The following is a 25,655-nucleotide window of genomic DNA, read 5'->3' on the forward strand; positions in this document are numbered from 1 at the left end:
CATGATGACGTATATGCCGCCGAATTCCCGCCTCAGATAGGAGGATAAGGATTGTAGGTACCTATGATCGCCGTGGAATGGCAGGAAGGTCGCGTGAGAGCCGGGATCGTGCTGAGTGGAAAAGGCTCTCTATCCAGTTGAACTCAACGCACTCGCAATCACTATGATGGTTGCGCGGCTCGCGGTCCTTTCCACAGTTATCATTACGATTGCTTTAGACGGCATCTCAGAATGTTATTGAGCGATGAGCCATCCCTGGACCGCACAATGCTGAACATCTCCATGCCCGAAGCTCCGCCCGTTGCGATCGATGAGCTGGAACACCGGATTTTGATCGAAGAGGGCCGTCTCTTCGCCAAGATCTGGATGGCGGACGCTCCTGAAGCGGGTCAACTCGCACCGATCCTGCTGTTCCACGATTCTCTCGGCTGCGTCGAGCTATGGCGCAGTTTTCCCAAACATCTCGCCGCAACGACGAGGCGTCGCGTCATTGCCTATGACCGCCTCGGCTTTGGCCGCTCCGATCCCTATCCGGGAAGGTTGGGATCCGATTTCATCGCGTGGGAAGCGCAGCACGTTGTTCCGCAATTGTGCGAGCAGCTTGGGATTACAGACTTCGTCGCCTGCGGACATAGTGTTGGCGGAGGCATGGCCGTCGAGACGGCAGCTCATTTACCACATCGGTGTCGAGCGCTCATGACAATCGCAGCCCAGGCCTTTGTCGAAGACAGAACCCTCGAAGGAATCCGCATTGCACAACGCAGTTTCGAGGATCCCGCCAATCTCGCGAAGTTAGCGAATTATCATGGCGGCAAGGCCGAATGGGCTGTCAGCGCCTGGATTGACACGTGGCTCGCGCCTGAATTTTCGCACTGGAATCTGGATGTTGCTCTTGCGGCGATCCGCTGTCCCGTACTGGCTATTCATGGCGAGGTGGATGAGTACGGAACAAACGAGCACCCCAAACGCATTGCTGCAGGACGTGGGACGGCTCATATCCTTCCGAATACCGGACACGTGCCGCATCGGGAGCGGGAGCGGCTCCTTATCAAGGTGATCCACCAGTTTCTTAACCGAATTGATACGCTCTCCCAATGATTTGCTTATCACTATAGCGATCTTTTTGGATGCCAATCCACGGGAACACGAAGTCTCACAAGACCGACGAAACCGACTGTCCTTTTATGCTGACAACAATGTCGCCGAGCCTGATCCGGAAGGGATCTTGTGTGTGTAGCAGTTAGCTGTGATGGAGCCATCTGCACCAATCCCTCTGCGGGACGGCGACCTGCTTACGATGGTCATCAAGCATGCTCGATCGAGACATGCATCTCACGAGACGGGGGCGTTTCATTACTGATTGCCGGCATCGTGAAGATGCCGGCAATGCCAGCGCATTCGTCCTGTGCGGCTCCGCCTTCAGGAGGTGTTCCTACTGATCAGGTTGGAGCGCGTCTTTCGTCCAGCCCTAACTCGCTGCCTTCTTGACAAATCGCTCATCGAAGGTTGCTGTAAGATCGACTTTGGCATCCTTCAATTCAGGATCGAGCGTCTTCAGCATGTCCATGACACTTGCCATACCATCAGGCGGTACGATGCCGGTACGAGAATAGCTTTCCAGCGAGTTCTGAACCGCCTTGATGTAAAGAGGCTTGTCGCCGAGGTGATATTCGGGCGGCACCGTATCGGCGACATCCTCCGGCTTGGCTGTTTGGAGCCATTTGAGCGACTTCATGAAAGCATTGACGAGGCGCTGTGTTGTCACCGGGTTGGTGTCGATGAAGTCCTTCTTGGTATAGAGCGTCGCGGCCGGGTTCGAGCCGCCGAAGAGCGCCCGTGTGCCCGCCTTCGTGCGGGTATCGATCAGAATAGTGATATCCCCGTCCGATTCCAACTTGGCGATCACAGGATCGAGATGCGAGATCACATCGATTTCGCCCTTCTGCATGGCGGCAACGGCACTTGCACCTGATCCAATGCCGATGAAGGCGGCATCCGTCGGCTTCAAACCAGCCTTGACCATCGCGTATTGCGCGGTCAGAGCCGTGGAGGAGCCCGGTGCCGTCACGCCGATCTTGAGGCCTTTGAAATCGGCTGCGGACTTGATCTGTCCTGCTTTGTCTTTCTTGACCGCGATCACAATGGCCGGGAAACGGCCGAGCTCGGTGATGGCACGGACATCCTGGCCCTTCGCCTGCATGCGGATCGTGTGCTCATAAGCACCGGTCACCACATCGACGGAGCCGCCGATGAGGGCCTGGAGCGACTTGGCGCCGCCGCCGAAATCGTTGATCTCGACATCAAGCCCCTCTTCCTTGAAGAAGCCCTTCCGTTCCGCGATCGTCAGCGGCAGGTAATAGAGCAGGGGCTTGCCACCCACACCCAGGGTGACCTTGCTCTTCTCGGGCTTCTCCTGCGCGAAGGCACTCGGGCTGAGGCCTGCAGTCAGCGCAGCCGCGCCCGCTCCGATGAGAAATGTACGGCGTTCCATCCTGATCTCCCTGCTTGGATGCAGTTTGTGGAAGCGAAGGATTCCCTAACCCTGCGCGTTTGTCGATGGGGCAGGACGCCAGACCAGGAGTCGCTTTTCAATCAGGGTCACAAAGGCGTCAATGAAAATGACGAAGATCGAAAGGATCACCATTCCTGCGAAGACACCGGTCACGTCAAAAACGCTCTCTGCCTCGTGGATCTTGTAGCCGAGGCCTGCCGAGGAGCCGAGATATTCGCCCACCACCGCGCCGACGAGAGCAAACCCCACGGAGGTGTGCAAAGACGAGAACATCCAAGTCAGCGCCGCCGGCCAATAGACGTGCCGCAGCAGCTGGCGCTCGTTCATGCCGAGCATGCGCGCATTGGCCAGCACCACCGGGCTCACCTCGCGCACGCCCTGGTACACGTTGAAGAACACGATGAAGAAGACCAGGGTGAAGCCGAGGGCCACCTTGGACCAGATGCCCAAGCCGAACCAAAGGGCGAAAATGGGCGCGAGCACCACGCGCGGCAGAGCATTTGCGGCTTTGATGTAGGGATCAAACACAGCGGCCAGCAGTTCGCGCCGGGCGAACAGGAATCCGAACAGGATGCCGCCTCCGGCTCCAAAGGCGAACGCGAGAATCGTCTCCAGCAGCGTGATCCAGAGGTGTCCCCAGATCTCCGTGGAGGTGAATTCTTTCCAGACCCGTGCCAGCACATCGGCCGGCGTCGAGAAGAAGAACTGCGTCTGCTTGGTCGGCGCGAGGATAGGATAGGCGGTCAGGACATGCCAGAGGAGCAAAAAACCAAGGCCGACCGCGACTTGGAGCAGGATCAATTTCACCCGGTTCATGCGGAGGCTCCCTCCCCCTGCGCATAGGCCTTCTGCACCTCGGCGCGAAGGCTTGCCCAAATTTCCTTGTGAATGCGATGAAAGTCCGATTCGAGCCGGATCTCGGCGATGTCTCGTGGGCGCGGCAATGTGACGGGGAAGTCGCCGATGATGCGTGCGGCCGGGCCGGCCGACATCACCACCACCCGATCCGCGAGGGCTATCGCCTCTTCCAGGTCGTGCGTGACGAAGAGCACTGCCTTGCGATTGGCCGCCCAGAGATCCAGGAGCAGGTTGCCCATGATCTGCCGGGTCTGTGCATCGAGCGGCCCAAAAGGCTCGTCCATCAGAAGGATTTCGGGGTCGCGGATCAGCATCTGCGCCAGTGCGACCCGCTTTCTCTGCCCGCCCGAAAGCATATGAGGGTAGCGATCGAGGAAGGCGGCCAGGCCAACCCGACGCAGCCACTCGCGCGCCTTCGCCTCGGCCCCAATTCGGGAAATACCCTTGGGCTCCAAGGCAACAGCAACATTCTGAAGCGCCGTCTTCCACGGCATCAGCGCGTCCTGCTGGAAGAGATAGCCTGCCCGGGCGTTGAGGCCCGATAACGGCGCACCGAAGATCTCGACGTGACCGCTGGACGGCTTGAGCAGCCCCGCAGCCGCGTTGAGCAGGGTGGATTTGCCACAGCCGGTCGGCCCGACAATCGCAATGAATTCACCCGGTGCTGCTGCGAGGTCGATGTCTCGCACGGCTGTGTAGCCGCTCACCTTCGGACCGAAAGTGATGGCAATGTTGCGGAGCGAAACGGCTGGTGCAGTCGGTGATATTGGCATCGGGCTTGGGCATTTCCCGCGCCTGTCAGCGGCGCTTGACGCCATCCTAGAGGTCCACACCCCAATGGCAAGAGGGCCAAGCCTGGGGTTCGCCCCATGAATGAAGCCGGTTTCATCCTGGGTCGCTTGGCGGTCGTCGGGAATCGCTCCAGTATCGAGGCGAAAACACCGCGACGATCTTTTGTATCGGCGAGGCCCCTCCGGTGAGGCCGGCAATGACAGGGGAGAGGATGATGTCGATCAGTCAGAATGTCTTCGCCTCGGCCCTCGTCTGCACCGGGCCGCATCCGGATTTGCCGGACGAGCATCGGATCTTTGGGTCTTTCATCGGAAGCTGGGATCTCGTTGTCACCTGGTATGCGGAGGACGGCAGCATCCGGCGACAGGAAAACGGCGAATGGCACTTTGCCTGGGTGCTGGAAGGGCGCGCCGTTCAGGATGTCTGGATCGTGCCGCCGCGCGCCGAGCGCCAGAGCCATCCCGACCTTTACGAATACGGCACCAGCCTGCGGTTCTTCGACCCTGCACTAGGTGCCTGGCGCTCGACATGGATCGGACCCTGCCAGCGGGCGGTTCATGTGTTTGTCGCGCGCAAGACCGGCAGGAAGGTCGTACTGGAGACGACTTTGGAGGACGGTCAGCGTATGCAGTGGACCTTCTCGGACGTGACCGATACGAGCTTCGTCTGGAGCAATTGTCGTGAGACCGAGTCAGGCTGGGTCCTGACCCAGGATTTTCAGGCGCGCCGCCGGACAGATCCGTGAGGCGGGTGGACTCTTCTCAGCTGAGGGACCTGATCGACCTCGCCACCTGCTGAAGCATCTCAAACGCTTTGAACCGTTTCTCGTGCCAACCGGCCGATGCCGGATTGGGCTGATAGGTCTCACCCAGCTCCGACATGGACGACATGGCTTCTGCGATATTGGGATAGCGACCCGATGCAACGGCTCCGAGCATGGCGGATCCCAGGAGCACGGGCTCCTGCGAGGTCGGGGCGGCAACGACTTTTCCCGTCGTGTCGGCGAGAAGCTGCCGCACAAGCGCGCTTTGGCCCGCGCCGCCGCTGACCACGATCGTGTCGATCTGCACGTTTTTCTCATGCTGCGCCTGCACGATCTGCCGTGCTCCGTAGCCCAGTCCGCAGAGACCGGCCAGGTAGAGCGCCACGAGGTTGTCGAGGCCCGTTTCCATGCCAAGCCCGGCAATTACCCCGCGCGCATCGGGATCGGCGAACGGGGCACGATTGCCGAGGAATTCGGGAACGACATGCAGGTCGCCGATGAGATCAGGCGCTGCGGAAGCGCCGCCACGCTTCTCGGCTTCCATCGACAGCCATTGGCTGAGGCTGACGCCATTGTCGCGGGCCACTTTCGCTGCCTGTTCGGAGACGGGATGCATCCGCACCAGATGATCGATGGCAGCGCCCGCCGCCGATTGGCCGCCTTCGTTGAGCCACAGGCCGGGCACCATGGCGGAATGATAGGGCCCCCATACACCCTGGACGAAGGCAGGCTCCGCCGTCGTCGACATCGTGCAGGCGGAGGTGCCGAACACATAAGCCATGCGGGTGAGGACGCTGCCGACATCGCCGCGCGCGCCGACCGTTCCCACGCCGCCGGCATGGGCATCGATCAGTCCGGCCGCAACGGGGGTTCCAGGCCCCAGACCCAGATCGACCGCCGCCTGCGGGGTCAGGCCGCCGAGCGGGGTGCCGCCCGGAACGATCTCGGTACCGATGCGGCGGAAGGCTTCATCGGCCAGAACGCCAAGCCCCACCTTTCTGAAATAGCCCGCGTCCCAACGCTTCTCATGCGCAAGATAAGTCCATTTGCATGTCACCGTGCAGACGGAGCGCGCGAGATTTCCCGTGGCTTTCCAGGTGAGGAAATCGGCCAGATCCATGAACTGCCATGCCGCCGCAAAGGTCTCGGGCATGTTCTCGGCCAGCCACAATAGCTTGGGTGTCTCCATTTCGGGCGAGATGGCGCCGCCAACGTAGTTGAGGACTGTTTCTCCTGTGCTGTTGATCCGGCGTGCCTGCTCCGTCGCACGATGGTCCATCCAGACGATGATGTTGCGTTCGGGATCGCCGGATGGGCCGACAGGCAGGGACTGGCCGCTTTGTCCCAATACGACCAGAGAGCAGGTCGCGTCGAAGCCGATGCCAGCAATGGACTTCGGAGGAATGCCGGCATGGAGCACGGCCTCGCGCACGCACGCGCAGACCGCACGCCAGATATCATTGCTCGACTGCTCCACAATGCCGCCGGCCTCGTGCCACAGCCCGATATCGGCCTTGGCCGAGGCCAGCAGAGCTCCATGCTCGTCGAAGACACCGGCGCGCGCGCTGCCGGTGCCGACGTCGATGCCGAGAAAGTGGTTTGCCATGACTGTCAAATATCCAAATGTGTCCAGAGGAGTTGGCGGCGCCAGCGGCGCATCCGACACGTCTTACAAATCGTTGCTCTGCGGCAGGATGACGAGGTCGCGAATGGTGACGTTTCGCGGTCTCGTCAGCATGAACAGGACGGCTTCGGCGACCTCCGTGGGTTGCATCAGGCCTCCCGCCGCCAGTTCTTCATCGAGCTTCTCCTTGGGCCAGTCTTTGATCAGGGCTGTGACTACGGGGCCTGGAGCAACGGCGCCGACGCGCAGCCCGTATTTCGAGACCTGCCGCCGCACGGTATGCACAAAGGCCTGCACGGCGTGCTTGGAGGCCGTGTAGATCGGCTCCCAGACGACGGGGACGAGACCGGCAATCGAACTGGTGACGATGATGTCGCCGGTCTTGCGCTCCACCATGTGCGGCAGCACGGCGTGAACAGACCGGAAGACGGCGTTGATGTTGAGGTTCAGCATGCGGTCCCAGGCATCGGGATCGCCTTCCAGAATATCGCCGCCGATATAGGAGCCTGCATTCGCGTGGAAAATATCGAGCTGCCCGGCGCGATCCAGGATCTGCGGCATCATCCGGGCGATGCTCTCCGGATCGGTCACATCCACCCGCAAGGGAATCGCCTGCGAGCCGAGATCCGCGCAGACGGTTTTCAATGCCTCCTCATCGCGGTCGACAAGCACGACGCGCGCGCCCTCGGAAAGCAGAATCTTGGCGCATTCGAGACCAATGCCAGAGGCCGCCCCGGTGATCGCGGCGACTCTTCCAGATAGCTTTTCGCCCATGGCTTTTCCTCTTAGTTCGATTGGCTCAGGCCCGGCCATGGGAAACGCGCGAGCGGCGTGCCAGCGAGTCGACAATGACGGCGATGGCAAGCACGGCGCCGGTAATCATGTACCGAAGCGATGACGAGAGATCGAGCAGCGTCAGACCGCTGGCGATTGATTGGATGACGATGATGCCGAGCAGGGCGGAATAGGCGCTGCCGCGCCCGCCGAACAGGCTTGTTCCGCCGATGACGGCGGCTGCGATGGCGTTGAGATTGACGTCGCCGGTGCCTGCCTGCTGACTGGCGGAGGCTAGGCGCGCGGCGGACAGAATGCCGCCAGTGGCCGCCAGTGCAGAGCACAGCATGAAGGCCGTCGTATAGATGAATCGGACATTGATGCCGGCCCGGCGTGCAGCCTCACGATTACCGCCGACCGCGACCATCGAGCGGCCCCACTTGGTCCGCGTCAGCGCGTAGTTCATCGCCGCCACGAGGCCAACGAAGAGACCGAACATCCAGGGGATGCCGCGGTCGAGATTGAGGTAATAAACAATGAATTCCAGAATGACCGTGAGAATCACAGCGCGCACGATGAGCCTGCCCAGCGGATGCGAGGACAGTCCTGCTGCGCGCCGGCGAGCCGCGGTGCGGTATTCGAGCACGAGGAGTACGATGCCGGGGAGCAATGCAAGGATGTATGAGATCGCATCGGGCATGACGAGCAGCTGGCCGAAATTGACCAGAGGCGACTCGTAGGGGAGGTTGATCGAACCGGTCGAGCCGAGGAGGTAGAGCTGCAGGCCGAGTACGGAGAGCAGGCCGGCCAGCGTCGATACGAAGCTCGGCATACCGAAGCGGTTGAACAAAAATGCATAGATTGAGCCGATCAGCGCTCCGAAGGCGAGAGCGGCCATGATTGCGACCGCGACCGGCCAGCCCTGGTTCACCCACAGCACGCCTACCAACGCGGATGCGAAACCGCTCACTGATCCGACCGAAAGGTCGATCTCGCCCACGATCAGAATGCAGACGATGCCGAGCGCGATGACGCCGACGGTCGAGCAGTCGAACAGAAGATTGACGAGGTTGTTCGGCGCCAGGAAAACCGGGTTGAGGCTCTGGAACACCGTCCAAATGATCGCCAGGCCAACCACGACGGGAAGCGAGCCGAGATCGCCCGAACGGACTCGGTCCAGGAAGGCCCGGATCGTGTCGCCAATCCCTTCGGCGTGCTTAACGCGCTCGTCTCTGCGATCGAGCATCGTGGCAGCCTGCGTGTCCTGATCCACGCTCTTGGTCATCGACGCGTCTCCGGTGCTTGGGTGTGCTGATCATGGATCTGCCCGCTCTGGGCAGGGCGCCGGCCGGCACGGCGTGAAACCGAATTGTCGACCGCGCCGGTGATGGCGCTGACCAGCTCCTGATTGGAGGCGTCTGGAGCGAAGACGCCGTTGTTCCGGCCCAGCCTGAGAACGACGATGCGGTCGGCGACTGCACGCACGTCTTCCATGTTGTGACTGATCATGATTACGCCGAGACCGCGGTCGCGCACGCGCTCGATCAGGTCCAGCACTTCGGCCGTCTGGGCGACACCGAGGGCAGCGGTGGGTTCGTCGAGGAGAATGAGCTTCGGTTCGAGCAGCAGCGAGCGTGCGATGGCGACGGTCTGGCGCTGCCCGCCGGAGAGCGAGGCAACCGGTTCGCGGACGCTCGGAATGCGTGCGGACAGCTCATTGAGCAGGGTCCATGCTTTGACTTCCATGGACACTTCGTCGAGCCGGAGGGGATTGAGCTCTCTGCCGAGAAAGATATTCGCAACCACGTCGAGGTTCTCGCACAACGCCAGATCCTGGAACACCGTTGCGATGCCGAGCCCAAGCGCCGTGCTCGGATCGTCAAGCGTCACCGGCTTGCCGCGGAAGGTGATTGCGCCCGAACTTGGCTGGTGCACTCCGGCCAGGATCTTGACCAGCGTGGATTTGCCGGCGCCGTTGTCGCCGACCAGCGCCACAACCTCGCCGGCGTGCACGTCCAGATCGATATCGGTCAAGGCGGATACAGCGCCGAAATGCTTCGATATCCCGCGCAGGCTGAGCACCCGTTCGCGCCCGTCGCCTCGCACTTCATTGGTGTTCGTCATGTGGCGTGCCTCAATGGCATCTCCCGTTGGCATGCGAATGTCCGGCCGCCGTCTGGCGGCCGGACGGATCTTGCTGATCAGTTGGTAATTCCCAACTTTTTGCAGCCTTCGGCGTAGCGGCCGGAGCAGAGCTGATCGGCCGTATTGATCTTCTTGTCGATGATCTCGGCCTTCAGGTTCTCGGCCGTAATCACCGCCGGGACGAACAGCTTCGACGGTGTGTTGAAGAGCGTCGTCTCGGCTTTCGGCGTTTCGCCTCCCAGGAGTTGGACGGCCACATTGGCCGCGGCGGCCGCCACGATCTCGCTCGGCTTGGAGATGGTGTTGTACTGGTCGCCCGCAATAATCAGCTGTAGCGCCGCGATCGTCGCGTCGTTGCCGGTGACTGGCGGGACCGGATTGACGCCTGCGGCCTTGAAGGCAGCGATTGCGCCGCCAGCGGTGCCGTCATTGGCCGCCACGACGCCGAGGATGTTCTTGCCGAAGCGGGTGATCTGACCGCTGGCCCATTGCTGTGCCTTCGGCGGAGCCCAGTCCGGCGTGTCGTATTCGGCCAGGATGGGATAGCCGCTGTTGTCGAGACCCTCGTGGATACCCTTCTTGATGAGACCCGCAGCTGCGTCTGTCGGAGAGCCGTTGATCTGCAGGACGCCGGTGCCGCTGGCGGCACTCACGTTGGATTTCTTCAGGTGCTGCACCAACGAATCCGCAATGGACTTGCCGATGGCCTGATTGTCGAAGGAAACGTAGAAGTCAGCCTTGGCATCCGGCACGGGCCTGTCATACGCAATCACCTTGATGCCTTGGCCCTGCGCCTGTTTCACCAGCGAGGCGGCCGCGGTGGAATCGACAGGGTCGAGCACGATCACTTTTGCGCCTTGTGAGATCGCCGAGTTGAACTGCTGCTGCTGGCGCGATACGTTGGCGTCGGCGTTCTGATAGATCACCTTGCAGGTTGGGCAGAGTTTTTCCATTTCGGCCTTGAAGCCGGGGTAGTCGTGTTCCTCGTAGCGGGTGGACGCCTGATCCGGCATGAGGAATGCGACAGTGGCATTGGAAACCTTCGCATTCTGGGCCATGACGCCACCCGTGCCGGCGAGCAGGGACAGGGTCAGTGCCGCCAGGCCGGTGAATTTCCATGAAGACTTCGTCATTCGTTTCTCTCCCTCTGATACGATTTTGTATATGGCGTTGAATGGCGTTAGCTCCAGAAAAGGCTGCCGGTCGGGATGTCAGGCCTAATGGCCATCGGTATCATGGCCCCGATGTGTGGCCGATTTCAGAGCAGAACGCTTTCTCTTGCGGGGGCAGATGCGCGCTCCCGGAGTGTCTGGCGATGATTGGGATGTTCTTTCCTGGATCCTCCGTTTATGGCCTTGGCCGTGTTGATGTTGTCGAGCAGGAGCCGCCGGAACCGGGAAGGCGTCATTCCCTTCTCGGCCAGGAACTGCCGGTTGAAATTGGATAGATTGTTGTAACCGACTTCGTAACAGATGCTCGTGATCGATGCCTGTTCGTCGCTCATGAGGATCTGGCAGGCGAGGTTGATGCGCAGGCGCTTGACATACTGCACCAGAGACATGCCGGTGTGCTGGCGGAAAGCGCGCGAGAAGGCGCTCGTCGATTGGCCTGCTATGGCGGCGAGATCCGCCTCGCTGAAAGGCCGCGTCAGGTTCTGGCGGATATAGGCGAGCGCCTTGTTGATGCCTGCCGACATGTAGCCGGAGGGGTCGGGCAGATAGCTGGCGCTGGCGAGCATCCGCGGTCCCTGTGCCCGGCTCAGCAAGCCGACTATCAGCATGAACAGCTCGATGCGGCGCACACCCTGGGCCTGCATCATCTCTTCCATGAGCGGGGCTAGCTGACGGCTGGTCTCCTCGCTGAACAGCACTCCGCGCCGCGAGGATTCCAGCACGGGCCCTAGGGCGGTGAGTTCCGGAAAAGTCGTCATGGCCCCGCTGATGAACTCCTCACTGAACTGGATGATGCGGCAGCGCAGCGGAACACTTGTATCCTTCGGGATATCGCTGACCCAGTTGTGCGGAAGGTTCGGTCCGGTCAGAACGAGGTTGCCGGGCTTGAACTCGCCGATGAAATCGCCGACGAAGTAGCGGCCGGTGGTGGCGACAACAAGGTGCAATTCGTATTCGGGATGAAAGTGCCAGCGCACTGTTCGATAGGGATATCCGTGCGACCAGGCGGCGAATGATTCCCCGGGTCTAATCTGAACGACTTCGAGATCCGGCTCCATGTCCGTTTCCTCCGGGTCGGATGCGGGCGTCCACAACGACCCTTGCTCCCAGTCGGCCGAATTTTTCCGGCACTCATTAGAGCACCACGGTAGTCATCGCGGCGGATGAGTGCCAGCACGATTCGCATCCGACACTGATACTTTTTTGACGAAGTGAGGGGAGGATCTATCGTAATATGAATGCTGGACTTCGCCACGGGCATTTTGACCGTACCTTTTATAGGTTGCTCCGATTGCCCTGAGGCCATGGCAATGGTCCGCAAGGGCCAAGTAGTCGGCATACGGGCGAGTGATATGAAAATCCAGGGTGATTTCGTTGCTGGTCGATGCAGCGCTACGGCTCTATGACCGGGTGCAGTTGCAGCCTCGCGCGGGCACCGGCTCACCGATGCCGCCGGCGCCGCAATAACGGTGGCCGATCGGCGGGAATGATCCCCGCCGATCCCTCAGTCCTCGCAGACGCGGTAGCGTCTGATCACGATCTCGCCGAAGCGGTTTCTCTCCCGCCGCCGTTCATATTAGCAGTCCGGCTCGCGCCAGCGCGGGCCGCGCCCCCAGTCGCGGTCCCCGTCCCGGTCGCGCCAGTCGCGGCGCTCCCAGTCGCGGTCCGGATCCATCCGGGGCTGGGCGGAAACGCTGCCGGCGAGACCACAGGTGAGCAGGCCTGCCGCGAGTGCAAGGGGGAGGAGCTTGAGCCTGACCATGGATGACCCCGGCTGCTGATGGAACCTGCGGGACAACGGCTTCGGGACCGCCGCGTTCCTGGAGCAGCCCGGCGAAACGCTCCTGTTCACTGATTGGAAATTCCAAGACCTGGGCCTGCACTTCTCGGAAGTGACGCTATGGTCCCCTCGTCACATCTAAGCAGATATTCATGAAGGGCAGGGGATTTCAGAGACTGACCTGCTGCGGGCTTGCACATCGGAGAAGGCGTCGCCCTGTTACCGAATGCGTACATGTCCCGCCGGCTATCTGCTAGCGACTTGCCCGCTGCCATGCAGTAAGAGCGACCGACTTGCCCGCAGAGCGCCTGCCGCGTCCAGCAGAAGGTTGGCGGCCTCCTGATCTGGAAGGGAGCGGGCCTGTCTCTCCAAGTCCTCGGCAATCCCGGTAGGGTCTTCGAGCATGTTGCGCAAACTTATGAGCGCCTCACGGATGGCGCTTGAGGATGCGGGATCCGCCTCCGGCTGCGCGAGGGCGGTCTGGAGGCGGCCTATGGCCTCTGCGAGGCTCAGCGCGTCTAGGAGACTCCATCCCGATGGAGTTCCAAGACGGTTCGCCTTTCCCAGATGAAGACTAAGCCGCAGGATCTGCCGTCGGATGCGACTTATCTGGAGCGGGGCACCGATACCGGCTGCGTCCTTAGCCATCCGCAGGAGATCGGACCCAACCGCCCGCGCGGCCCGTGCCGCCCGCCGGTCTCGCAGGGGCGGCAGCAGCATGAAGCTCGAGGTAGCGAGGCCAGCACCCAGCATCAGCGCAGTTGCCTCGTTCAGAATGACGACCCGATCGGTGATCGCCGGCAGGACGGCTTGGCTGGCCAGCAAGAAGCACATGTTGGCATCGAGCGCCGGGCCGGCAGTCTTTCGGCTTGCGCGGGTCAGGCCGCCCACCAGGATGAAGGGGGCGACGGACAGGACGAGCTGTGTCGTTGTCGTGATGTGCGGCTGGATCCCGAGGCGGTAAAGCAGGGCGGCCGCAACGCCGGCACTGACACCCTTCAGCATCATCGGCGCTACCGTTTGGGGCGCGGGCAGCGAGCCCAGCACCATGGAGAAGATGCAAACGCCGAGCGCGGCCAGTTCGCCTGTCGGCCAGCCCGACACATAGCCAAGGATGGCGGCCATGAAGGTAGCCGTTCCCGTGAGGAGGCCCGTCTCGATGGCAAGCCGCCCGTCCCGGTGAGGAGCCAGATAGGTCGCCTTGCGGCGGAAGGAGCGCGCGTCGGCGCCGGACGGCTCCATCTCGAATGCCTTGTCCGCCTCAGCAAGACGGTGGAGGGCGTCTGCCAAACGGGTGTCCATCCACTCGATCCGTGAGAGGAGGACTTGGGCCTCATCCCGTGTCTTCGGTGGACTGGCAAGAAGTTCGTCCGCGAGACGCCCTGCTTCCTCGTCTCTGATGCCGAGCCCTCGGGTCCCTTCCCGGCGCGGCCTCTCGGCAAGGCGGTGTCCTGCCGCCATGACTGCGAATGCAGCAACGATCAGCGCATCCACATGGTGGAGGCGGCGGTAGCCTTCCACCGATCCGGCTGTCACGAGGCTCGCATTCGCCTGCACCTCGCTCATCTCGCGCAGGATCTGCCTTTCGCGCGCCTCCGCATCTTCGGCGGAGGCGGTCAGGGCGGAAACGATGGCATCCCTGGCGAGGCACCGGACGCGCTTGTAGAAGTCGTGGCGAAGCGAGGCAGGGGTCCAAATCCCTGTTACGAGAGTGACGACGATGACGCCGATCAGAGTGCACTCTACGCGGGCGACCGCCAGTTCCATGGCATGTTCAGGCCGCAGAACGGACGGCAGTACGACGACGGCTGCGGTCATCCCGGCCATCAGGGCGCCGTAGCCATGTACACCTCGCAACATGTGCACGAGCATGGTGGCGCACGCGATCCAGACGCCGAGCAACAGGAGTAACAGGTACGGGCTGAGCCCAAGCTGGAGAATGCCGAACCCGGCGCCGGCCCCCAGGAGTGTCCCAACAAAGCGGAAGAACCCGCGTTCGAGCAGTAAGCCTTTCGCCGCTTGTGCAACAACCCAGATCGGCATTGCTGCCCAGTAGGCGTTTCCCACATGTAGGAGCGAGGCGATGGCATAGGCGAGCCAAGCCGCGAATGCCAGGCGAAGGCCATGAGCCAAGGCGGCCTGATCGAGCCCCAGGAATCGTCCGAATTGTGCTGTCATGAAGTCCCTCACAGGAGACTGGCAGGGGCGCCCGTTCGCCTGAGCGAAGTCCCTGGCCATCAGCACTCTCTAGCGAACAGCCCCGAAGGGAGGGAGGACGTCACCTGCAGACCAGACATGCAGCGTCGCCTTCGTCGCGAGGCGGAAGTCAGTCGAATATCCGCATCGACACGGTGAGCAGACCTTTACGACTCCGCTTAAAGACCGCAGTGGACCCGGAGCCGAACCATCGCATGCGATGGCCCGGCTTGATGATCATCGAGTTTAACAATCCCAGGCTCACAAGTGTGAAAAGAATGACCGGCAGATCTTCTGGGTCGCAGCCATGATCTTCGCCTCAACCTCCTGCTTTGCCTTTGCTCAGTCCAAGCAAAATGATTTGCCCCTCGAAAATTTCCTGAGGCGATTTTGCAACTCGCATGCCGGGTGAAGCTGCTGTTATCTCGTTGCTCGATCGTTAAGCTGTTTCGATCCTGCGAATGAGATTCATTCCGATAGGAATGTACTGGTGAAAGGATTATCATCACCTAAACCGAGGGCTCGGCCGTGTTGCAATCCGCGGTTGATACCAGTGTCTTCGATATCCAAATCGATGCCGCGGAAGCATCGAGCCGACGTTTTGATGCCGAGCCGTCGATCCTTTTCCCTGACCGAAACCTCCTTTTCACTGCCGATTTCAGAAGATCAGGGGCCGATCTCGTGCTCATAGGGCACGACAGGACAGCGGTCATCCTCGGCTACTTCGCGCATGAACGGCCTCCGAGCCTCACGACGGTCGACGGGGCCAGCTTGACAGGCGCTACCGTCGAGGCGCTGGCCGGGGCCCAAGTGCCGGAACAATACGCACAAGCGGCCAACGTGGCGGCCACGCAAGTGCCGATTGGTCGCGTAGAGAAAGTTTCCGGATCCGCGACTGTCCTTCGAAATGGAGTTCCTGTTGAGCTGCATCTCGGCGACGTAGTCTCCAAAGGAGATGTGGTACAGACCGGATCGGATTCGACGCTGGCGATACGATTCAGCGACGGAACAGTGTTCGGCCTGTCTTCCAATGCCCGCATCGTGCTCAATGATATGGTGTACGCTGCGGACTCGACTTCGAACTCGGCGCTGTTCACCCTCGTTCAAGGTGTCATCGGGTTCGTCGCAGGAAAAATCGCCAAGACCGGCGACCTGAAGGTCGATACGCCCGTCGCGACCATGGCGATCAGGGGAACTGCCGTTCAGACTGAGATCTCTGCATTCAGTGGAGTTACGAAAATTTCGCTTCTAACCGAACCGGATGGCTCCGTAGGCTCGGTTCTACTCCTCGACAAGAATAACCCGTTACGGGTGCTGACGTCAGTATCGGATCCTCGAGTCGCGACACTTCTCACGCCCGTCGGTGCCTCCGACCCGCAAATCACGCAAATCACCAAAACGGCCAACGACCTCCGTGGCGAAAGTGATTTCGTAAGGGATCTCTTTCAGGTTTTTTCACCCCAACCTCAGAAGAGGGGCAGCAGCGACTTCGAAGATACACCGATCATTCCGGTCAACCTGCCAATGTCGATAGACCTGCCCGACCTCATGCCGTTTGACGTCAGGCTTTTGGCGCCGGAGCGTGCGGCGATCCACAATCAACTCATTCCAGCGGCCACATTCCTGCCGGCGAAGATCCTTGGCTCGGCAGTCGAAGATGGCCCCCTCGCGCGGCTTAGTGCCTTCGTAGAAGCCGCCACTTCAGCGGATGGTGCGACGCCTCCACGAGTGAGCGTGCCGGCATCGTTGCCACCGGGTGTCAGATACATCGAAAGTTCGCGAAGTTTCCTTCTAGATCCTTCGCATCCTGCCTATCAGCATCTGGGAGAGGGGGAGACCACAACAGTTACCGTCAATTACAGTCTGGTGATTGATGGTGCTCGGATTCCAACTTCGGTCTCTTGGACGGTCACCGGTCGGAACGATGCTCCCGTCGCAGCGAATGACTCAGTCCGCGCTGTCGGTGAGGTTGGGCAGACGATCCTTGCCTTGAGCGACAATGACCACGATGTGGACGGAGATCCTCTTCACATCGTTCGCTGGACAAACCCGCTCGAAGGCTCCCTTCATCTCGACGCATCCGGGAATCTGGTCTTCGATCCTGGCGATGATTTTCAAGCGCTCAGCGCAGGTCAAACCGCCACTATCTCTTTCACCTACACGGTCTCTGACGCCAAGGGAGGGACTGATACCGCAAATGTCACTCTGAATGTCGCCGGGGCAGGGGCATTTTCATCTCCCGAGAAGTCTGCTTCGGCAAGCGATATTATCGAGTTCAACAATCAGCCGGTCGATCTCACGATCACGGTGCCGTCTGCGACAACGACGCCAACTGCGGATCTGGATCTCACCATTCGTCTTGGTCCGGTTGTGCAGTCACAAATGAATGTCCTGTACCTCATCGATGTTTCGGGCAGCACCTCCGAACGGTTCGATGGGCAACCGGTCGGTGACCTGAATGCCGACGGTCGGTCCAACACCGTTCTGGATGCGGAAATCGCGAGCTTGATCACGCTGACCGGGCGGATAAGCGAACTCGGCTTTTCTCCCGCCGACGTCGCGGTGACGGTGATTCCCTTCAACGGCAGCGCCGACCCGACGACTGGTTCTGGCGACAGCCAATCCGCGGCTGCCGCCACTTTCAACCTCGGCGGCGCAGGCGAGACGATGATCGCCAGTTACCTGAGAGGCCTTGATGCAGGCGGACAAACAAATTTCGCCGATGCCCTGCGAGCGGCTAACGAGAGATTGCAGAGCTTAGATCAAGGCAACGAGAGGAATATCGTGTATTTCCTCTCCGACGGGGCCGGACAGGGCGCGGTGGAGGCCGATCTTGCGAGATTGAACGATGAGTTTGGAGCGAAGATCGCCGCAATCGGCGTCGGAGAGGACGCTAATCTCTCTCGGCTGAATGTTATCGACAATACAGGTGGGGCTTCGCGGCTGACATCGTCGGAGCAGATCGAAACCTCCGTTCTCGGATTGCCGGTTCCGAGTGCGATAATCGCCGATCTCGACGTGTTCGTAAACGGCAGGGAGATCGCTGCGTTCGGCCCGGAGGATTTGATCGCGACGCCCCAAGGCCTTGCGCTGGATGCCACGGTTGGAGATCTCGAACGACTTGCAGGCGCTCGAAACACGATAGAGGCTGTTGTCACATTCGCCAGCGGAGAGGTGTTGAGGACCGGGCTGACCATTGCAGGTGCTCTTCCCCAGTCTACCGATCTCGTCATGTGAGGCGGTAATGCCTGGGTCGTCGATCGTATCCGACATCCTGAACGACGGCCCGACCGGATATCAGGAGCCATCGCATCGTGGCGCGAACGGGGACCATGATGTCGCGGCATGGCCCCGAGGGTTGGCGGAGCGTTAGCCATGGCCGGTCTTCTGAGAAGAATGCGGCGCTTTGGAGTGGGACGAATCGTGGCTCTCCTGCTTCTTGTCGAGCTGATTGCGTTGCGGGTTTGGGATCCTGGTCCCATTGAAGCCCTTCGCCACAAGTCCTTCGACGTCTATCAGCTGATATTTCCCCGCGTTGCCAGCCAGGTTCTCGTCTCAATCGTGGATATCGACGAGCAGAGTCTTCGCGCTCTCGGGCAATGGCCGTGGCCGCGCACGGTCATGGCCGACATGGTCCTGAAGATCGTCGAACGGGGTGGCACCGTCATCGGCTTTGATGTTCTCTTTCCTGAACCCGATCGTAGTTCGCCGGAGGTTGCGGCCGAGACTTTTAGGGGGCTGGATCCCGACATGCGGGAGAAACTTCAGCGCCTGCCCGGCAATGACGCCGTCTTCGCTGAGGCCATTCGGGCGTCCAAAGTCGTGCTCGGGCAGTCAGGTTATCGCGTTTCGGGAGCCGCGCCGATGGCAAGGTCAGCGTCTCAGTCCGGGATTGCAACACTTGGTCCAGATCCACGCTCGTTCCTAGTTGATTTTCCGCGCTTGCTGCGGAATCTCCCTGTCCTTGACAACGCGGCTCAAGGACACGGCATCTTCTCGATCATCCCCGAACTGGATGGTACTATCCGCCGTGTACCTCTCGTGGCGGTCGCAGATGGAGTTGTTGTTCCGTCACTTGCCCTGGAGATGCTGCGTGTCACCGCAGAGGCAGGTGTCACGCTGATAAAGACGGACGCGAGCGGCGTCCGGAGCGTAGACATTCAGGATCTCGAGATCCCCACAGATGGCAAAGGTCGTGTCTGGATTCATTTCTCGCGCCACGACCCTGGCAGATACATTTCCGCCATCGACCTTCTCCAGGGCCGGGTGTCCGCCGACAGCCTTGCGGGTAAAATGGTACTCGTCGGGACCTCCGCCGCCGGTCTTCTCGATCTCAAGGTCACCCCAATTCACCCTGCGCTTCCAGGCGTCGAGCTGCATGCCCAGCTCCTGGAGAGTGCTCTCACGGGATCAACCCTGAGTCGACCGAGCTACACGGCGTTTGTCGAACTCTCGCTCGCAATGCTTCTGAGCCTGATCCTCATTGCATTGGCACCAAGAGTGAATGCCGGAACTCTCTTCGTGCTCGGCGGCATCATTGCCGCTGTGACCCTGGGACTGTCATGGTATTGCTTCACCGTTCTCGATCTCCTGATCGACTACACCTTTCCGTTGATCGCAAGTTTTCTGGTCTATGCGGTTCTGGTCTGCACGAATTATGTGACCGTTTCCGCGGATCGCTACCGGATCAGATCGGCTTTCAGCCAATATCTGTCCCCCGATCTGGTGGAACAGCTGGCAAAATCACCGGAGAAGCTGACCCTCGGCGGAGAGCAACGGGAATTGACCGTTCTCTTCTCGGACGTTCGTGGCTTCACGTCGATTGCCGAATTGTACAAGGATGACCCGCAAGGATTGACGGCCCTCATCAATCGGCTGTTCACTCCGCTCACCCGGGATATCATGGATCGCCACGGGACGGTCGACAAATATATGGGCGACGCGATCATGGCCTTCTGGAACGCGCCGCTCACCGATCCTTCCCACGAGGTGAACGCATGCGAAGCTGCCTTCGCGATGCTGGACAGCCTCCGGGAACTCAATGAGCAGCGCCAGCGTGAGGCCGGTGCCGATCAATCGGTCCCGCCACTCAGAATCGGAATTGGCCTGAATACCGGTTTGTGCGTCGTTGGCAATTTTGGCTCTAATCTGCACTTCAACTATTCTGCATTGGGCGATCCGGTGAATTTGGCATCCCGGCTTGAAGGCCTGACAAAGCAGTACGGAGTTCCCATCATCATTGGGGAGAAAACGGCCCGGGCCGTTCAAACACGGTTCTCCGTTCTCGAAATCGACCATATGCAGGTGAAGGGCAAGCGAGAGCTGGAGCGGATCTTCACAATCGTGGGACGGGCCGATGCGGCCATCGGTTCAGACTTTGGGACGTTGAACGAAAGAAACGGCGCCATGCTCGCCGCGTGCCGCCGTCATGACTGGCAGCAGGCTCTCGAGATGATCCTCCTCTGTAGGGAACTGGGGAAGAACTTCGGGCTCGATGACTATTACGATCTCTACATTCAGCGGATCCGACGTCTGATCGATGCTCCTGCAGCGTTTCATGAATCAGGATACGTAGCCGAGTAGGGATCGAGGTAGTTGTGCAGGTCGGCTTAAAGAGCAGACATGCGGAATACGGGATTTCGTAGTATTATCAATCCATGGGTCAGAGACTACTAAGGTGATGTCTCATGAAAGCCATCCTTGTGCCGATCGAGCCGCATGCCTCGATCCGCACCGTTCTTGATGCGGCATTGTTAATAGCAGGCCGGTTCGGGAGTCGTATCGAGGGGCTGGCGCTCGGCCCTGATATCCCCGCCAGCATTGCCTTCGATGTTCCAACCAGCTGGGCCATTCTCAGCGAGAAGGAACAGCGTGATCTCGTGGAACAGTCCCGACAGCTGTTTGAGGCTTTCATGCTCTCCTGCGGTGTCCAGCAGTCCGAGGTAGCTGACGAGGCGTCTTACAGCTGGCTTGGGCGGCAGCTGTTTGGAGATAGCTATATCGGCAGCTTTGGCAGGGTGTTCGACCTCATTGTGCTCGGCCAGCCTGGACCCCGTGACGAGCCACCGCGACTGGCTACGGTTGAAGCGGCGCTGTTCGAAAGCGGCCGGCCCATTCTGCTGGTGCCGCCCGCAGCCCCGGCATCGATCGGCGAGAGGATCATGATCGCATGGAACGGCAGCACGGAAACGGCCCGCACTGTAGCGCTTGCGATGCCTCTTCTCGCGACGGCCAGCCAAGTCATTGTCCTGACCTTGGAAGGGTGGGGGGCAGATGGGCCCTCCGGTGAGGAATTGACCAGCCGCCTCCAGAGCAACGGCATCAAGGCTGAAGCCGTGACACGCAGTATGCGCGCGCATTCTCCGGGCGAGGGAATCCTGGAGCAGGCAACGGCGTTCCATGCGGATCTGCTTATCAAGGGGGCCTACACTCAGAGCCGTTTGAGACAATTCATCTTCGGCGGGGCGACGAGCCACATCCTTGCCCATGCAAGGGTGCCGGTTCTGATGGCACATTAGGAATGTAATACATTGATCGAATGCCTCTGATGATTTCACGGAAGTGGTCGTTTGCAGAGGAGGATAGGATGGGTACCGTCAACGATCGCATCGATACGACCTTCAGCGTCACAAATGTTGCGCTCGGCGCTATCTTGATTGCAGCACCATGGCTGCTCGGCTTCACGGATGAGACTCGGGCTTCGCGCAATGCTTGGTTCAGCGGTGGAGTGGTTGTTTTCCTGGCGCTTCTGGCATTGGTTCGGACCTATGATTGGGAGGAGTGGCTCAACGTCATAGCCGGCCTCTGGATCACAGCCTCGCCATGGCTTTTGTGGTTCGATGATGTCGCCCGGGCACGCTGGACACATGTCATCGTTGGCCTGTGCATCATGGCTTTCACAGCACTAGAGTTGCGCCATCTCTATCTGGCGCCGAAGGACATGATGGTCTCGCGGAGATAAGAGGGACGCCACACTCGTCAACGACCAATGGAGGCATTGATGTATGTCGTCATTCGCAAGTTCGCTCATATGCACAACGTGCAGGAGGCGGCTCGGCGGGCCGAAAGCGGGATCGGCCAGATCCTGAGGCAATCCCCGGGCTTCCAGGGCTATTATGTCTTCGACGGCGGCAATGGGGTGGGCGGATCGGTAACCCTGTTCGACAGCCGGGACAACGCTCTTGCGGCCAATGAGAAGGCCTTGTCATGGATCCGCGCAAGTCTGGCGGATCTGGTTCAGGGGGAGCCGGAAATCACGGCCGGCGAGGTGCTGGCTGTGGTCGAACCTCAGGGATGAGGCAGGCTGCTGGCTCGCTTGCCCGAAGGATCCGCTATCATAGAGCAGGCCGCAAGGCCGGCATTGAGTTACCTGAGACGCGGGGAATCGAAGGCGCGTTCGCTGGAAACAGCCACGCCTATAGCCGAGGGGTGTTTCGTTCCTAGTTTTGTCTGCGGGAGAACGAAATGCCATGAATGACTTCCGACCCTTGACCCTCCATGTTCCGGAGCCGGCTGTTCGTCCGGGAGGAACTCCTGATTTTTCCAATGTGAGGATTCCCAAGGCCGGGGCCGTACCTCGGCCCGAGGTGGGTGCGAATCCGGAAGACATCCGCGACCTCGCCTTCTCTATCATCCGCGTCCTTAACCGGGCTGGAGAAGCCGTCGGACCATGGGCGGGACTCCTCAACGACGAGGAACTCGTCGAAGGAATGCGGAATATGATGATGCTGCGCACCTTCGACGCGAGGATGCTGATCGCCCAAAGGCAGGGGAAGACGTCCTTCTATATGCAGCATCTGGGTGAGGAAGCGATCAGCTGCGCCTTCCGTAAAGCACTCTCGCCTGGGGACATGAACTTTCCGACATATCGGCAGGCTGGGCTCCTGATCGCCAGCGGTTATCCCATGGTCGACATGATGTGCCAAGTGTACTCGAACTCGCGCGATCCGCTGAAAGGCCGCCAGCTCCCGGTCATGTATTCCTCGAAGGAGCACGGGTTTTTCACGATTTCGGGCAACCTCGCGACCCAATATGTCCAGGCGGTCGGCTGGGCGATGGCATCGGCGATCCGGAACGACACCAAGATCGCGGCAGCCTGGATCGGCGATGGTTCGACGGCGGAATCGGACTTTCACGCTGCCCTTGTCTTCGCCTCTACTTATAAAGCGCCTGTGGTCCTCAATATCGTCAATAATCAATGGGCGATCTCGACGTTTCAGGGCATCGCGCGGGGTGGTGCAGGAACCTTCGCGGCTCGTGGACTGGGCTTCGGCATCCCGTCGCTTCGGGTCGACGGCAATGACTATCTCGCGGTTTATGCGGTCGCGAGATGGGCGGCAGAACGGGCCCGCCGCAATCTCGGACCGACACTGATCGAATACGTGACCTATCGGGCCGGAGCGCATTCGACCTCCGACGATCCTTCCGCCTATCGTCCCAAGACCGAATCCGATGCCTGGCCTCTCGGAGATCCCATCATCCGTCTGAAGAACCATCTGATCATACGTGGGGTCTGGTCCGAGGAGCGGCACAAGCAGGCCGAGGCTGAAATCCTCGATACCGTGATCGCGGCTCAGAAGGAGGCGGAAAGCTACGGCACCCTCCACGCCGGTGGGAAGCCTTCCGCGCGGGACATGTTCGAGGGGGTCTATGCCGAGATGCCGCCGCATCTGCGCAGGCAGCGTCAGCAGGCGGGAGTTTGAGCCATGGCGCGCATGACCATGATCGAGGCCATTCGTGATGCGATGGACGTGATGATGGCCCGAGACGAGCGCGTCGTCGTCTTCGGCGAGGACGTCGGATATTTCGGCGGCGTCTTCCGCTGCACGGCAGGCCTTCAGCAGAAATACGGCAAGACTCGATGCTTCGACACACCGATCAGCGAGTCAGGTATCGTCGGCACCGCCATCGGTATGGCGACCTATGGTCTTCGTCCCTGCATTGAGATCCAGTTCGCCGATTACATGTATCCGGCCTACGACCAGATCGTGTCCGAGGCCGCTCGCCTGCGCTATCGCTCGAATGGTGAGTTCACCTGTCCGCTGGTGATCAGAATGCCGACTGGCGGCGGCATCTTCGGCGGGCAGACCCACAGTCAAAGTCCCGAAGCGTTGTTCACCCATGTGGCAGGCTTGAAGACCGTGGTGCCGTCGAACCCTTATGACGCCAAGGGCCTCCTGATCGCGGCTATTGAGGATCCGGATCCGGTCATCTTCCTGGAGCCGAAGCGGCTCTACAACGGTCCTTTCGATGGCCATCATGACCGCCCGGTCACGCCATGGTCAAAGCATGATCTTGGGGAGGTCCCGGCAGGCTACTTCACCCATCCTCTGGGCAAAGCATCGGTCGTGCGGGAGGGAGCAGCGATGACCGTGCTGGCTTATGGCACGATGGTCTATGTAGCTCAGGCGGCCACGACGGAAACGGGCATCGATGCGGAAATCATCGACCTGAGAACCCTGGTTCCTCTTGATACGGAGACCATCGCGGCATCCGTCAGGAAGACGGGCCGCTGCGTGATCGTTCACGAGGCGACGCTCACATCAGGCTTTGGTGCGGAGCTGGCTGCCCTTGTCCAGGAGGCGTGCTTCTTCCAGCTGGAGGCGCCGATTACGCGGGTGACCGGATGGGACACGCCTTATCCCCATGCGCAGGAATGGGACTATTTCCCAGGACCTGCTCGCGTCGGACGCGCTCTCGTCGAGACGATGGAGGCCTGACATGGGTGAGCACATCATCAAGATGCCCGATGTGGGTGAGGGGATCGCCGAGGCCGAACTTGTCGAGTGGCACGTCAAGGTGGGTGATCTTGTCCGCGAGGACACCCTGCTGGCCGCTGTCATGACCGACAAGGCGACGGTGGAGATTCCCTCTCCAGTCGAAGGCGAGGTTCTCTGGCTGGGCGCGGAGATCGGAGACGTGGTCGCCATTGGCTCTCCCCTGATCCGTCTGAAGGTCGAGGGCGACGGCTCGGTTGCATCGCCGACTTCGGTTGAGGAACAGAAGGGCGAGGTGCCGGCGCAGGTTGCTGCGAGCCGGCCAATCGCGGTCGAGCCTCCTGCGGAGCCCGGTGCTCCTGTCAGGCTCATGACGCCCCGCACACCTGGCGAGGCAGTCCGGAACCATGCGCCGAGGATGCCCCGTCCAGCCATTGCGCGGGCGGAGGGCGAAAAGCCGATCGCGTCGCCAGCCGTGCGCCTGAGGGCACGCGAGGCAGGCATCGACCTGCGGCAAGTGCCCGGCACGGGCCCTGCGGGGCGCATCACGCATGAGGATCTCGACGCCTTCTTCGCACACGGGCCGCAGGTAGCTCGTGAGCCGGGTCTTGCCCCGAAAACGTCGGTCGAACAGATCAGGGTCGTCGGACTGCGCCGCAAAATCGCAGAGAGGATGGCAATCTCGAAGTCGCGAATTCCTCACATCACCTACGTGGAAGAAGTCGACGTGACGGCGCTCGAGGATCTGCGCTCGGCGTTTAATGCGAATAAGCGTTCCGACAGGCCAAAGCTCACCCTGCTTCCGTTTCTCATGCGGGCCATGGTGAAGGCGATCGCCGAGCACCCGCATCTGAATGCGCTCTACGATGACGAGGCCGGTATTATCCACCAGCATGCGGGCGTGCATATCGGCATCGCGACGCAGACTGCTTCCGGTCTCGTCGTGCCTGTCGTCCGGCATGCGGAAGCGCTCGATCTTTGGGGCTGTGCCACCGAACTGAACCGGCTTGCAGAGGCCGCTAAATCCGGCACTGCGACGCGTGAGGATTTGAGTGGATCAACCATCACCGTCACGTCGCTGGGCGCAATGGGAGGCGTCGTCACAACGCCAGTGATCAATCATCCCGAGGTCGCCATCATCGGCGTCAACAAGATCATGGTGCGGCCCGTGTGGAATGGATCGGCCTTCATCCCTCGCAAAATGATGAATCTGTCATCCAGCTTCGATCACCGGGTCATCGACGGTTGGGACGCGGCCGTCTTCGTGCAGCGCATCAAGACGCTTCTGGAAACGCCAGCGATGATTTTCGTGGAGGCTTGAAC

General features: G+C 60.6%; 20 protein-coding genes and 1 pseudogene. 10 read left to right on the forward strand and 11 right to left on the reverse strand.

The genetic code is table 11. The annotated features are described in order from the left end of the window. Nucleotides 1-267 precede the first annotated feature (267 nt). Nucleotides 268-1,098: an alpha/beta fold hydrolase gene (locus ACUXUR_RS22175; RefSeq protein WP_445504525.1), complete on the forward strand. Its 831-nt coding sequence runs from the start codon at nt 268-270 to the stop codon at nt 1,096-1,098. Between the two features lie 370 nt (nt 1,099-1,468). Here the strand turns inward: ACUXUR_RS22175 and ACUXUR_RS22180 are convergent, their stop codons facing one another. From ACUXUR_RS22180 to ACUXUR_RS22190, 3 genes are read right to left on the reverse strand one after another with little or no spacing between them, the layout of a single operon-like run. After that, the gene (locus ACUXUR_RS22180; protein ID WP_445504526.1) at nt 1,469-2,491 is read right to left on the reverse strand and encodes an ABC transporter substrate-binding protein; all 1,023 of its coding nucleotides are present in this window, start codon (nt 2,489-2,491) and stop codon (nt 1,469-1,471) included. Nucleotides 2,492-2,536: 45 nt separating this feature from the next. After that, nucleotides 2,537-3,328 (reverse strand): ABC transporter permease, encoded by a 792-nt coding sequence (locus ACUXUR_RS22185; RefSeq protein ID WP_445504527.1) that lies wholly within the window; start codon nt 3,326-3,328, stop codon nt 2,537-2,539. Continuing rightward, the gene (locus tag ACUXUR_RS22190) at nt 3,325-4,143 is read right to left on the reverse strand and encodes an ABC transporter ATP-binding protein (RefSeq protein WP_445504528.1); all 819 of its coding nucleotides are present in this window, start codon (nt 4,141-4,143) and stop codon (nt 3,325-3,327) included. Before ACUXUR_RS22190 ends, ACUXUR_RS22185 begins: the two co-directional genes overlap by 4 nt. A gap of 230 nt (nt 4,144-4,373) precedes the next feature. Here ACUXUR_RS22190 and ACUXUR_RS22195 point away from each other — a divergent pair, with 230 nt between their 5' ends. After that, nucleotides 4,374-4,907 carry a hypothetical protein gene (locus ACUXUR_RS22195; RefSeq protein WP_445504529.1) on the forward strand — a complete coding sequence of 178 codons (534 nt, stop codon included), beginning with the start codon at nt 4,374-4,376 and terminating at the stop codon, nt 4,905-4,907. Nucleotides 4,908-4,923: 16 nt separating this feature from the next. Here ACUXUR_RS22195 and ACUXUR_RS22200 read toward each other — a convergent pair whose 3' ends face one another. The 8 genes and pseudogenes from ACUXUR_RS22200 to ACUXUR_RS22235 form a co-directional block, all read right to left on the reverse strand. Beyond that, complete coding sequence (locus tag ACUXUR_RS22200) at nt 4,924-6,531, reverse strand: FGGY-family carbohydrate kinase (protein WP_445504530.1); 1,608 nt, start codon at nt 6,529-6,531, stop codon at nt 4,924-4,926. Between the two features lie 63 nt (nt 6,532-6,594). Further along, on the reverse strand, nt 6,595-7,323 hold the full coding sequence (locus ACUXUR_RS22205; protein WP_445504531.1) for an SDR family oxidoreductase: 729 nt from the start codon (nt 7,321-7,323) through the stop codon (nt 6,595-6,597). A gap of 25 nt (nt 7,324-7,348) precedes the next feature. Further along, nucleotides 7,349-8,608, reverse strand: coding sequence for a sugar ABC transporter permease (locus ACUXUR_RS22210; RefSeq protein WP_445504532.1), 1,260 nt, complete (start codon nt 8,606-8,608; stop codon nt 7,349-7,351). Further along, nucleotides 8,605-9,447: an ATP-binding cassette domain-containing protein gene (locus tag ACUXUR_RS22215; RefSeq protein ID WP_445504594.1), complete on the reverse strand. Its 843-nt coding sequence runs from the start codon at nt 9,445-9,447 to the stop codon at nt 8,605-8,607. Before ACUXUR_RS22215 ends, ACUXUR_RS22210 begins: the two co-directional genes overlap by 4 nt. Nucleotides 9,448-9,524: 77 nt before the next feature. Beyond that, the gene (locus ACUXUR_RS22220; protein WP_445504533.1) at nt 9,525-10,601 is read right to left on the reverse strand and encodes an ABC transporter substrate-binding protein; all 1,077 of its coding nucleotides are present in this window, start codon (nt 10,599-10,601) and stop codon (nt 9,525-9,527) included. Nucleotides 10,602-10,819: 218 nt separating this feature from the next. Further along, nucleotides 10,820-11,698 (reverse strand): annotated as a pseudogene (locus tag ACUXUR_RS22225) (AraC family transcriptional regulator); the annotation flags it as partial. A gap of 518 nt (nt 11,699-12,216) precedes the next feature. Next, nucleotides 12,217-12,492 carry a hypothetical protein gene (locus tag ACUXUR_RS22230; RefSeq protein ID WP_445504534.1) on the reverse strand — a complete coding sequence of 92 codons (276 nt, stop codon included), beginning with the start codon at nt 12,490-12,492 and terminating at the stop codon, nt 12,217-12,219. 174 nt (nt 12,493-12,666) lie between these two features. Next, entirely contained in the window at nt 12,667-14,598 is a 1,932-nt protein-coding gene (locus ACUXUR_RS22235; protein WP_445504535.1) for an FUSC family protein, read from the reverse strand. A gap of 546 nt (nt 14,599-15,144) precedes the next feature. Between ACUXUR_RS22235 and ACUXUR_RS22240 the strand changes: the two genes are divergently transcribed. The 8 genes from ACUXUR_RS22240 to ACUXUR_RS22275 all read left to right on the forward strand — a co-directional run bounded on the left by ACUXUR_RS22240 (nt 15,145) and on the right by ACUXUR_RS22275 (nt 25,653). Beyond that, a complete protein-coding gene (locus ACUXUR_RS22240; protein WP_445504536.1) occupies nt 15,145-17,853 on the forward strand; it encodes an Ig-like domain-containing protein in 2,709 nt (902 codons plus the stop codon). A gap of 138 nt (nt 17,854-17,991) precedes the next feature. After that, entirely contained in the window at nt 17,992-20,199 is a 2,208-nt protein-coding gene (locus ACUXUR_RS22245; RefSeq protein ID WP_445504537.1) for a CHASE2 domain-containing protein, read from the forward strand. Nucleotides 20,200-20,303: 104 nt separating this feature from the next. After that, entirely contained in the window at nt 20,304-21,134 is an 831-nt protein-coding gene (locus ACUXUR_RS22250; protein ID WP_445504538.1) for a universal stress protein, read from the forward strand. Between the two features lie 68 nt (nt 21,135-21,202). Next, entirely contained in the window at nt 21,203-21,577 is a 375-nt protein-coding gene (locus ACUXUR_RS22255; protein WP_445504539.1) for an SPW repeat protein, read from the forward strand. Nucleotides 21,578-21,616: 39 nt separating this feature from the next. Continuing rightward, a complete protein-coding gene (locus tag ACUXUR_RS22260) occupies nt 21,617-21,913 on the forward strand; it encodes a hypothetical protein (protein ID WP_445504540.1) in 297 nt (98 codons plus the stop codon). A 172-nt stretch (nt 21,914-22,085) separates the two neighbouring features. Then, the gene (locus tag ACUXUR_RS22265) at nt 22,086-23,318 is read left to right on the forward strand and encodes a 3-methyl-2-oxobutanoate dehydrogenase (2-methylpropanoyl-transferring) subunit alpha (RefSeq protein ID WP_445504541.1); all 1,233 of its coding nucleotides are present in this window, start codon (nt 22,086-22,088) and stop codon (nt 23,316-23,318) included. 3 nt (nt 23,319-23,321) lie between these two features. Beyond that, nucleotides 23,322-24,335 (forward strand): alpha-ketoacid dehydrogenase subunit beta, encoded by a 1,014-nt coding sequence (locus ACUXUR_RS22270; protein ID WP_445504542.1) that lies wholly within the window; start codon nt 23,322-23,324, stop codon nt 24,333-24,335. A gap of 1 nt (nt 24,336) precedes the next feature. After that, complete coding sequence (locus ACUXUR_RS22275; protein ID WP_445504543.1) at nt 24,337-25,653, forward strand: dihydrolipoamide acetyltransferase family protein; 1,317 nt, start codon at nt 24,337-24,339, stop codon at nt 25,651-25,653. Nucleotides 25,654-25,655 lie beyond the last annotated feature (2 nt).

Source organism: Microvirga medicaginis, from assembly GCF_052658925.1.

Coding starts and splice junctions, on each gene's coding strand:
- ACUXUR_RS22245 (WP_445504537.1), top strand. CDS start 17,992: ATGGCCGGTCTTCTGAGAAGAATGCGGCGCTTTGGAGTGGGACGAATC.
- ACUXUR_RS22255 (WP_445504539.1), top strand. CDS start 21,203: ATGGGTACCGTCAACGATCGCATCGATACGACCTTCAGCGTCACAAAT.
- ACUXUR_RS22265 (WP_445504541.1), top strand. CDS start 22,086: ATGAATGACTTCCGACCCTTGACCCTCCATGTTCCGGAGCCGGCTGTT.
- ACUXUR_RS22195 (WP_445504529.1), top strand. CDS start 4,374: ATGATGTCGATCAGTCAGAATGTCTTCGCCTCGGCCCTCGTCTGCACC.
- ACUXUR_RS22210 (WP_445504532.1), bottom strand. CDS start 8,608: ATGACCAAGAGCGTGGATCAGGACACGCAGGCTGCCACGATGCTCGAT.
- ACUXUR_RS22250 (WP_445504538.1), top strand. CDS start 20,304: ATGAAAGCCATCCTTGTGCCGATCGAGCCGCATGCCTCGATCCGCACC.
- ACUXUR_RS22205 (WP_445504531.1), bottom strand. CDS start 7,323: ATGGGCGAAAAGCTATCTGGAAGAGTCGCCGCGATCACCGGGGCGGCC.
- ACUXUR_RS22260 (WP_445504540.1), top strand. CDS start 21,617: ATGTATGTCGTCATTCGCAAGTTCGCTCATATGCACAACGTGCAGGAG.
- ACUXUR_RS22200 (WP_445504530.1), bottom strand. CDS start 6,531: ATGGCAAACCACTTTCTCGGCATCGACGTCGGCACCGGCAGCGCGCGC.
- ACUXUR_RS22215 (WP_445504594.1), bottom strand. CDS start 9,447: ATGACGAACACCAATGAAGTGCGAGGCGACGGGCGCGAACGGGTGCTC.
- ACUXUR_RS22180 (WP_445504526.1), bottom strand. CDS start 2,491: ATGGAACGCCGTACATTTCTCATCGGAGCGGGCGCGGCTGCGCTGACT.
- ACUXUR_RS22235 (WP_445504535.1), bottom strand. CDS start 14,598: ATGACAGCACAATTCGGACGATTCCTGGGGCTCGATCAGGCCGCCTTG.
- ACUXUR_RS22275 (WP_445504543.1), top strand. CDS start 24,337: ATGGGTGAGCACATCATCAAGATGCCCGATGTGGGTGAGGGGATCGCC.
- ACUXUR_RS22220 (WP_445504533.1), bottom strand. CDS start 10,601: ATGACGAAGTCTTCATGGAAATTCACCGGCCTGGCGGCACTGACCCTG.
- ACUXUR_RS22190 (WP_445504528.1), bottom strand. CDS start 4,143: ATGCCAATATCACCGACTGCACCAGCCGTTTCGCTCCGCAACATTGCC.
- ACUXUR_RS22270 (WP_445504542.1), top strand. CDS start 23,322: ATGGCGCGCATGACCATGATCGAGGCCATTCGTGATGCGATGGACGTG.
- ACUXUR_RS22185 (WP_445504527.1), bottom strand. CDS start 3,328: ATGAACCGGGTGAAATTGATCCTGCTCCAAGTCGCGGTCGGCCTTGGT.
- ACUXUR_RS22175 (WP_445504525.1), top strand. CDS start 268: ATGCTGAACATCTCCATGCCCGAAGCTCCGCCCGTTGCGATCGATGAG.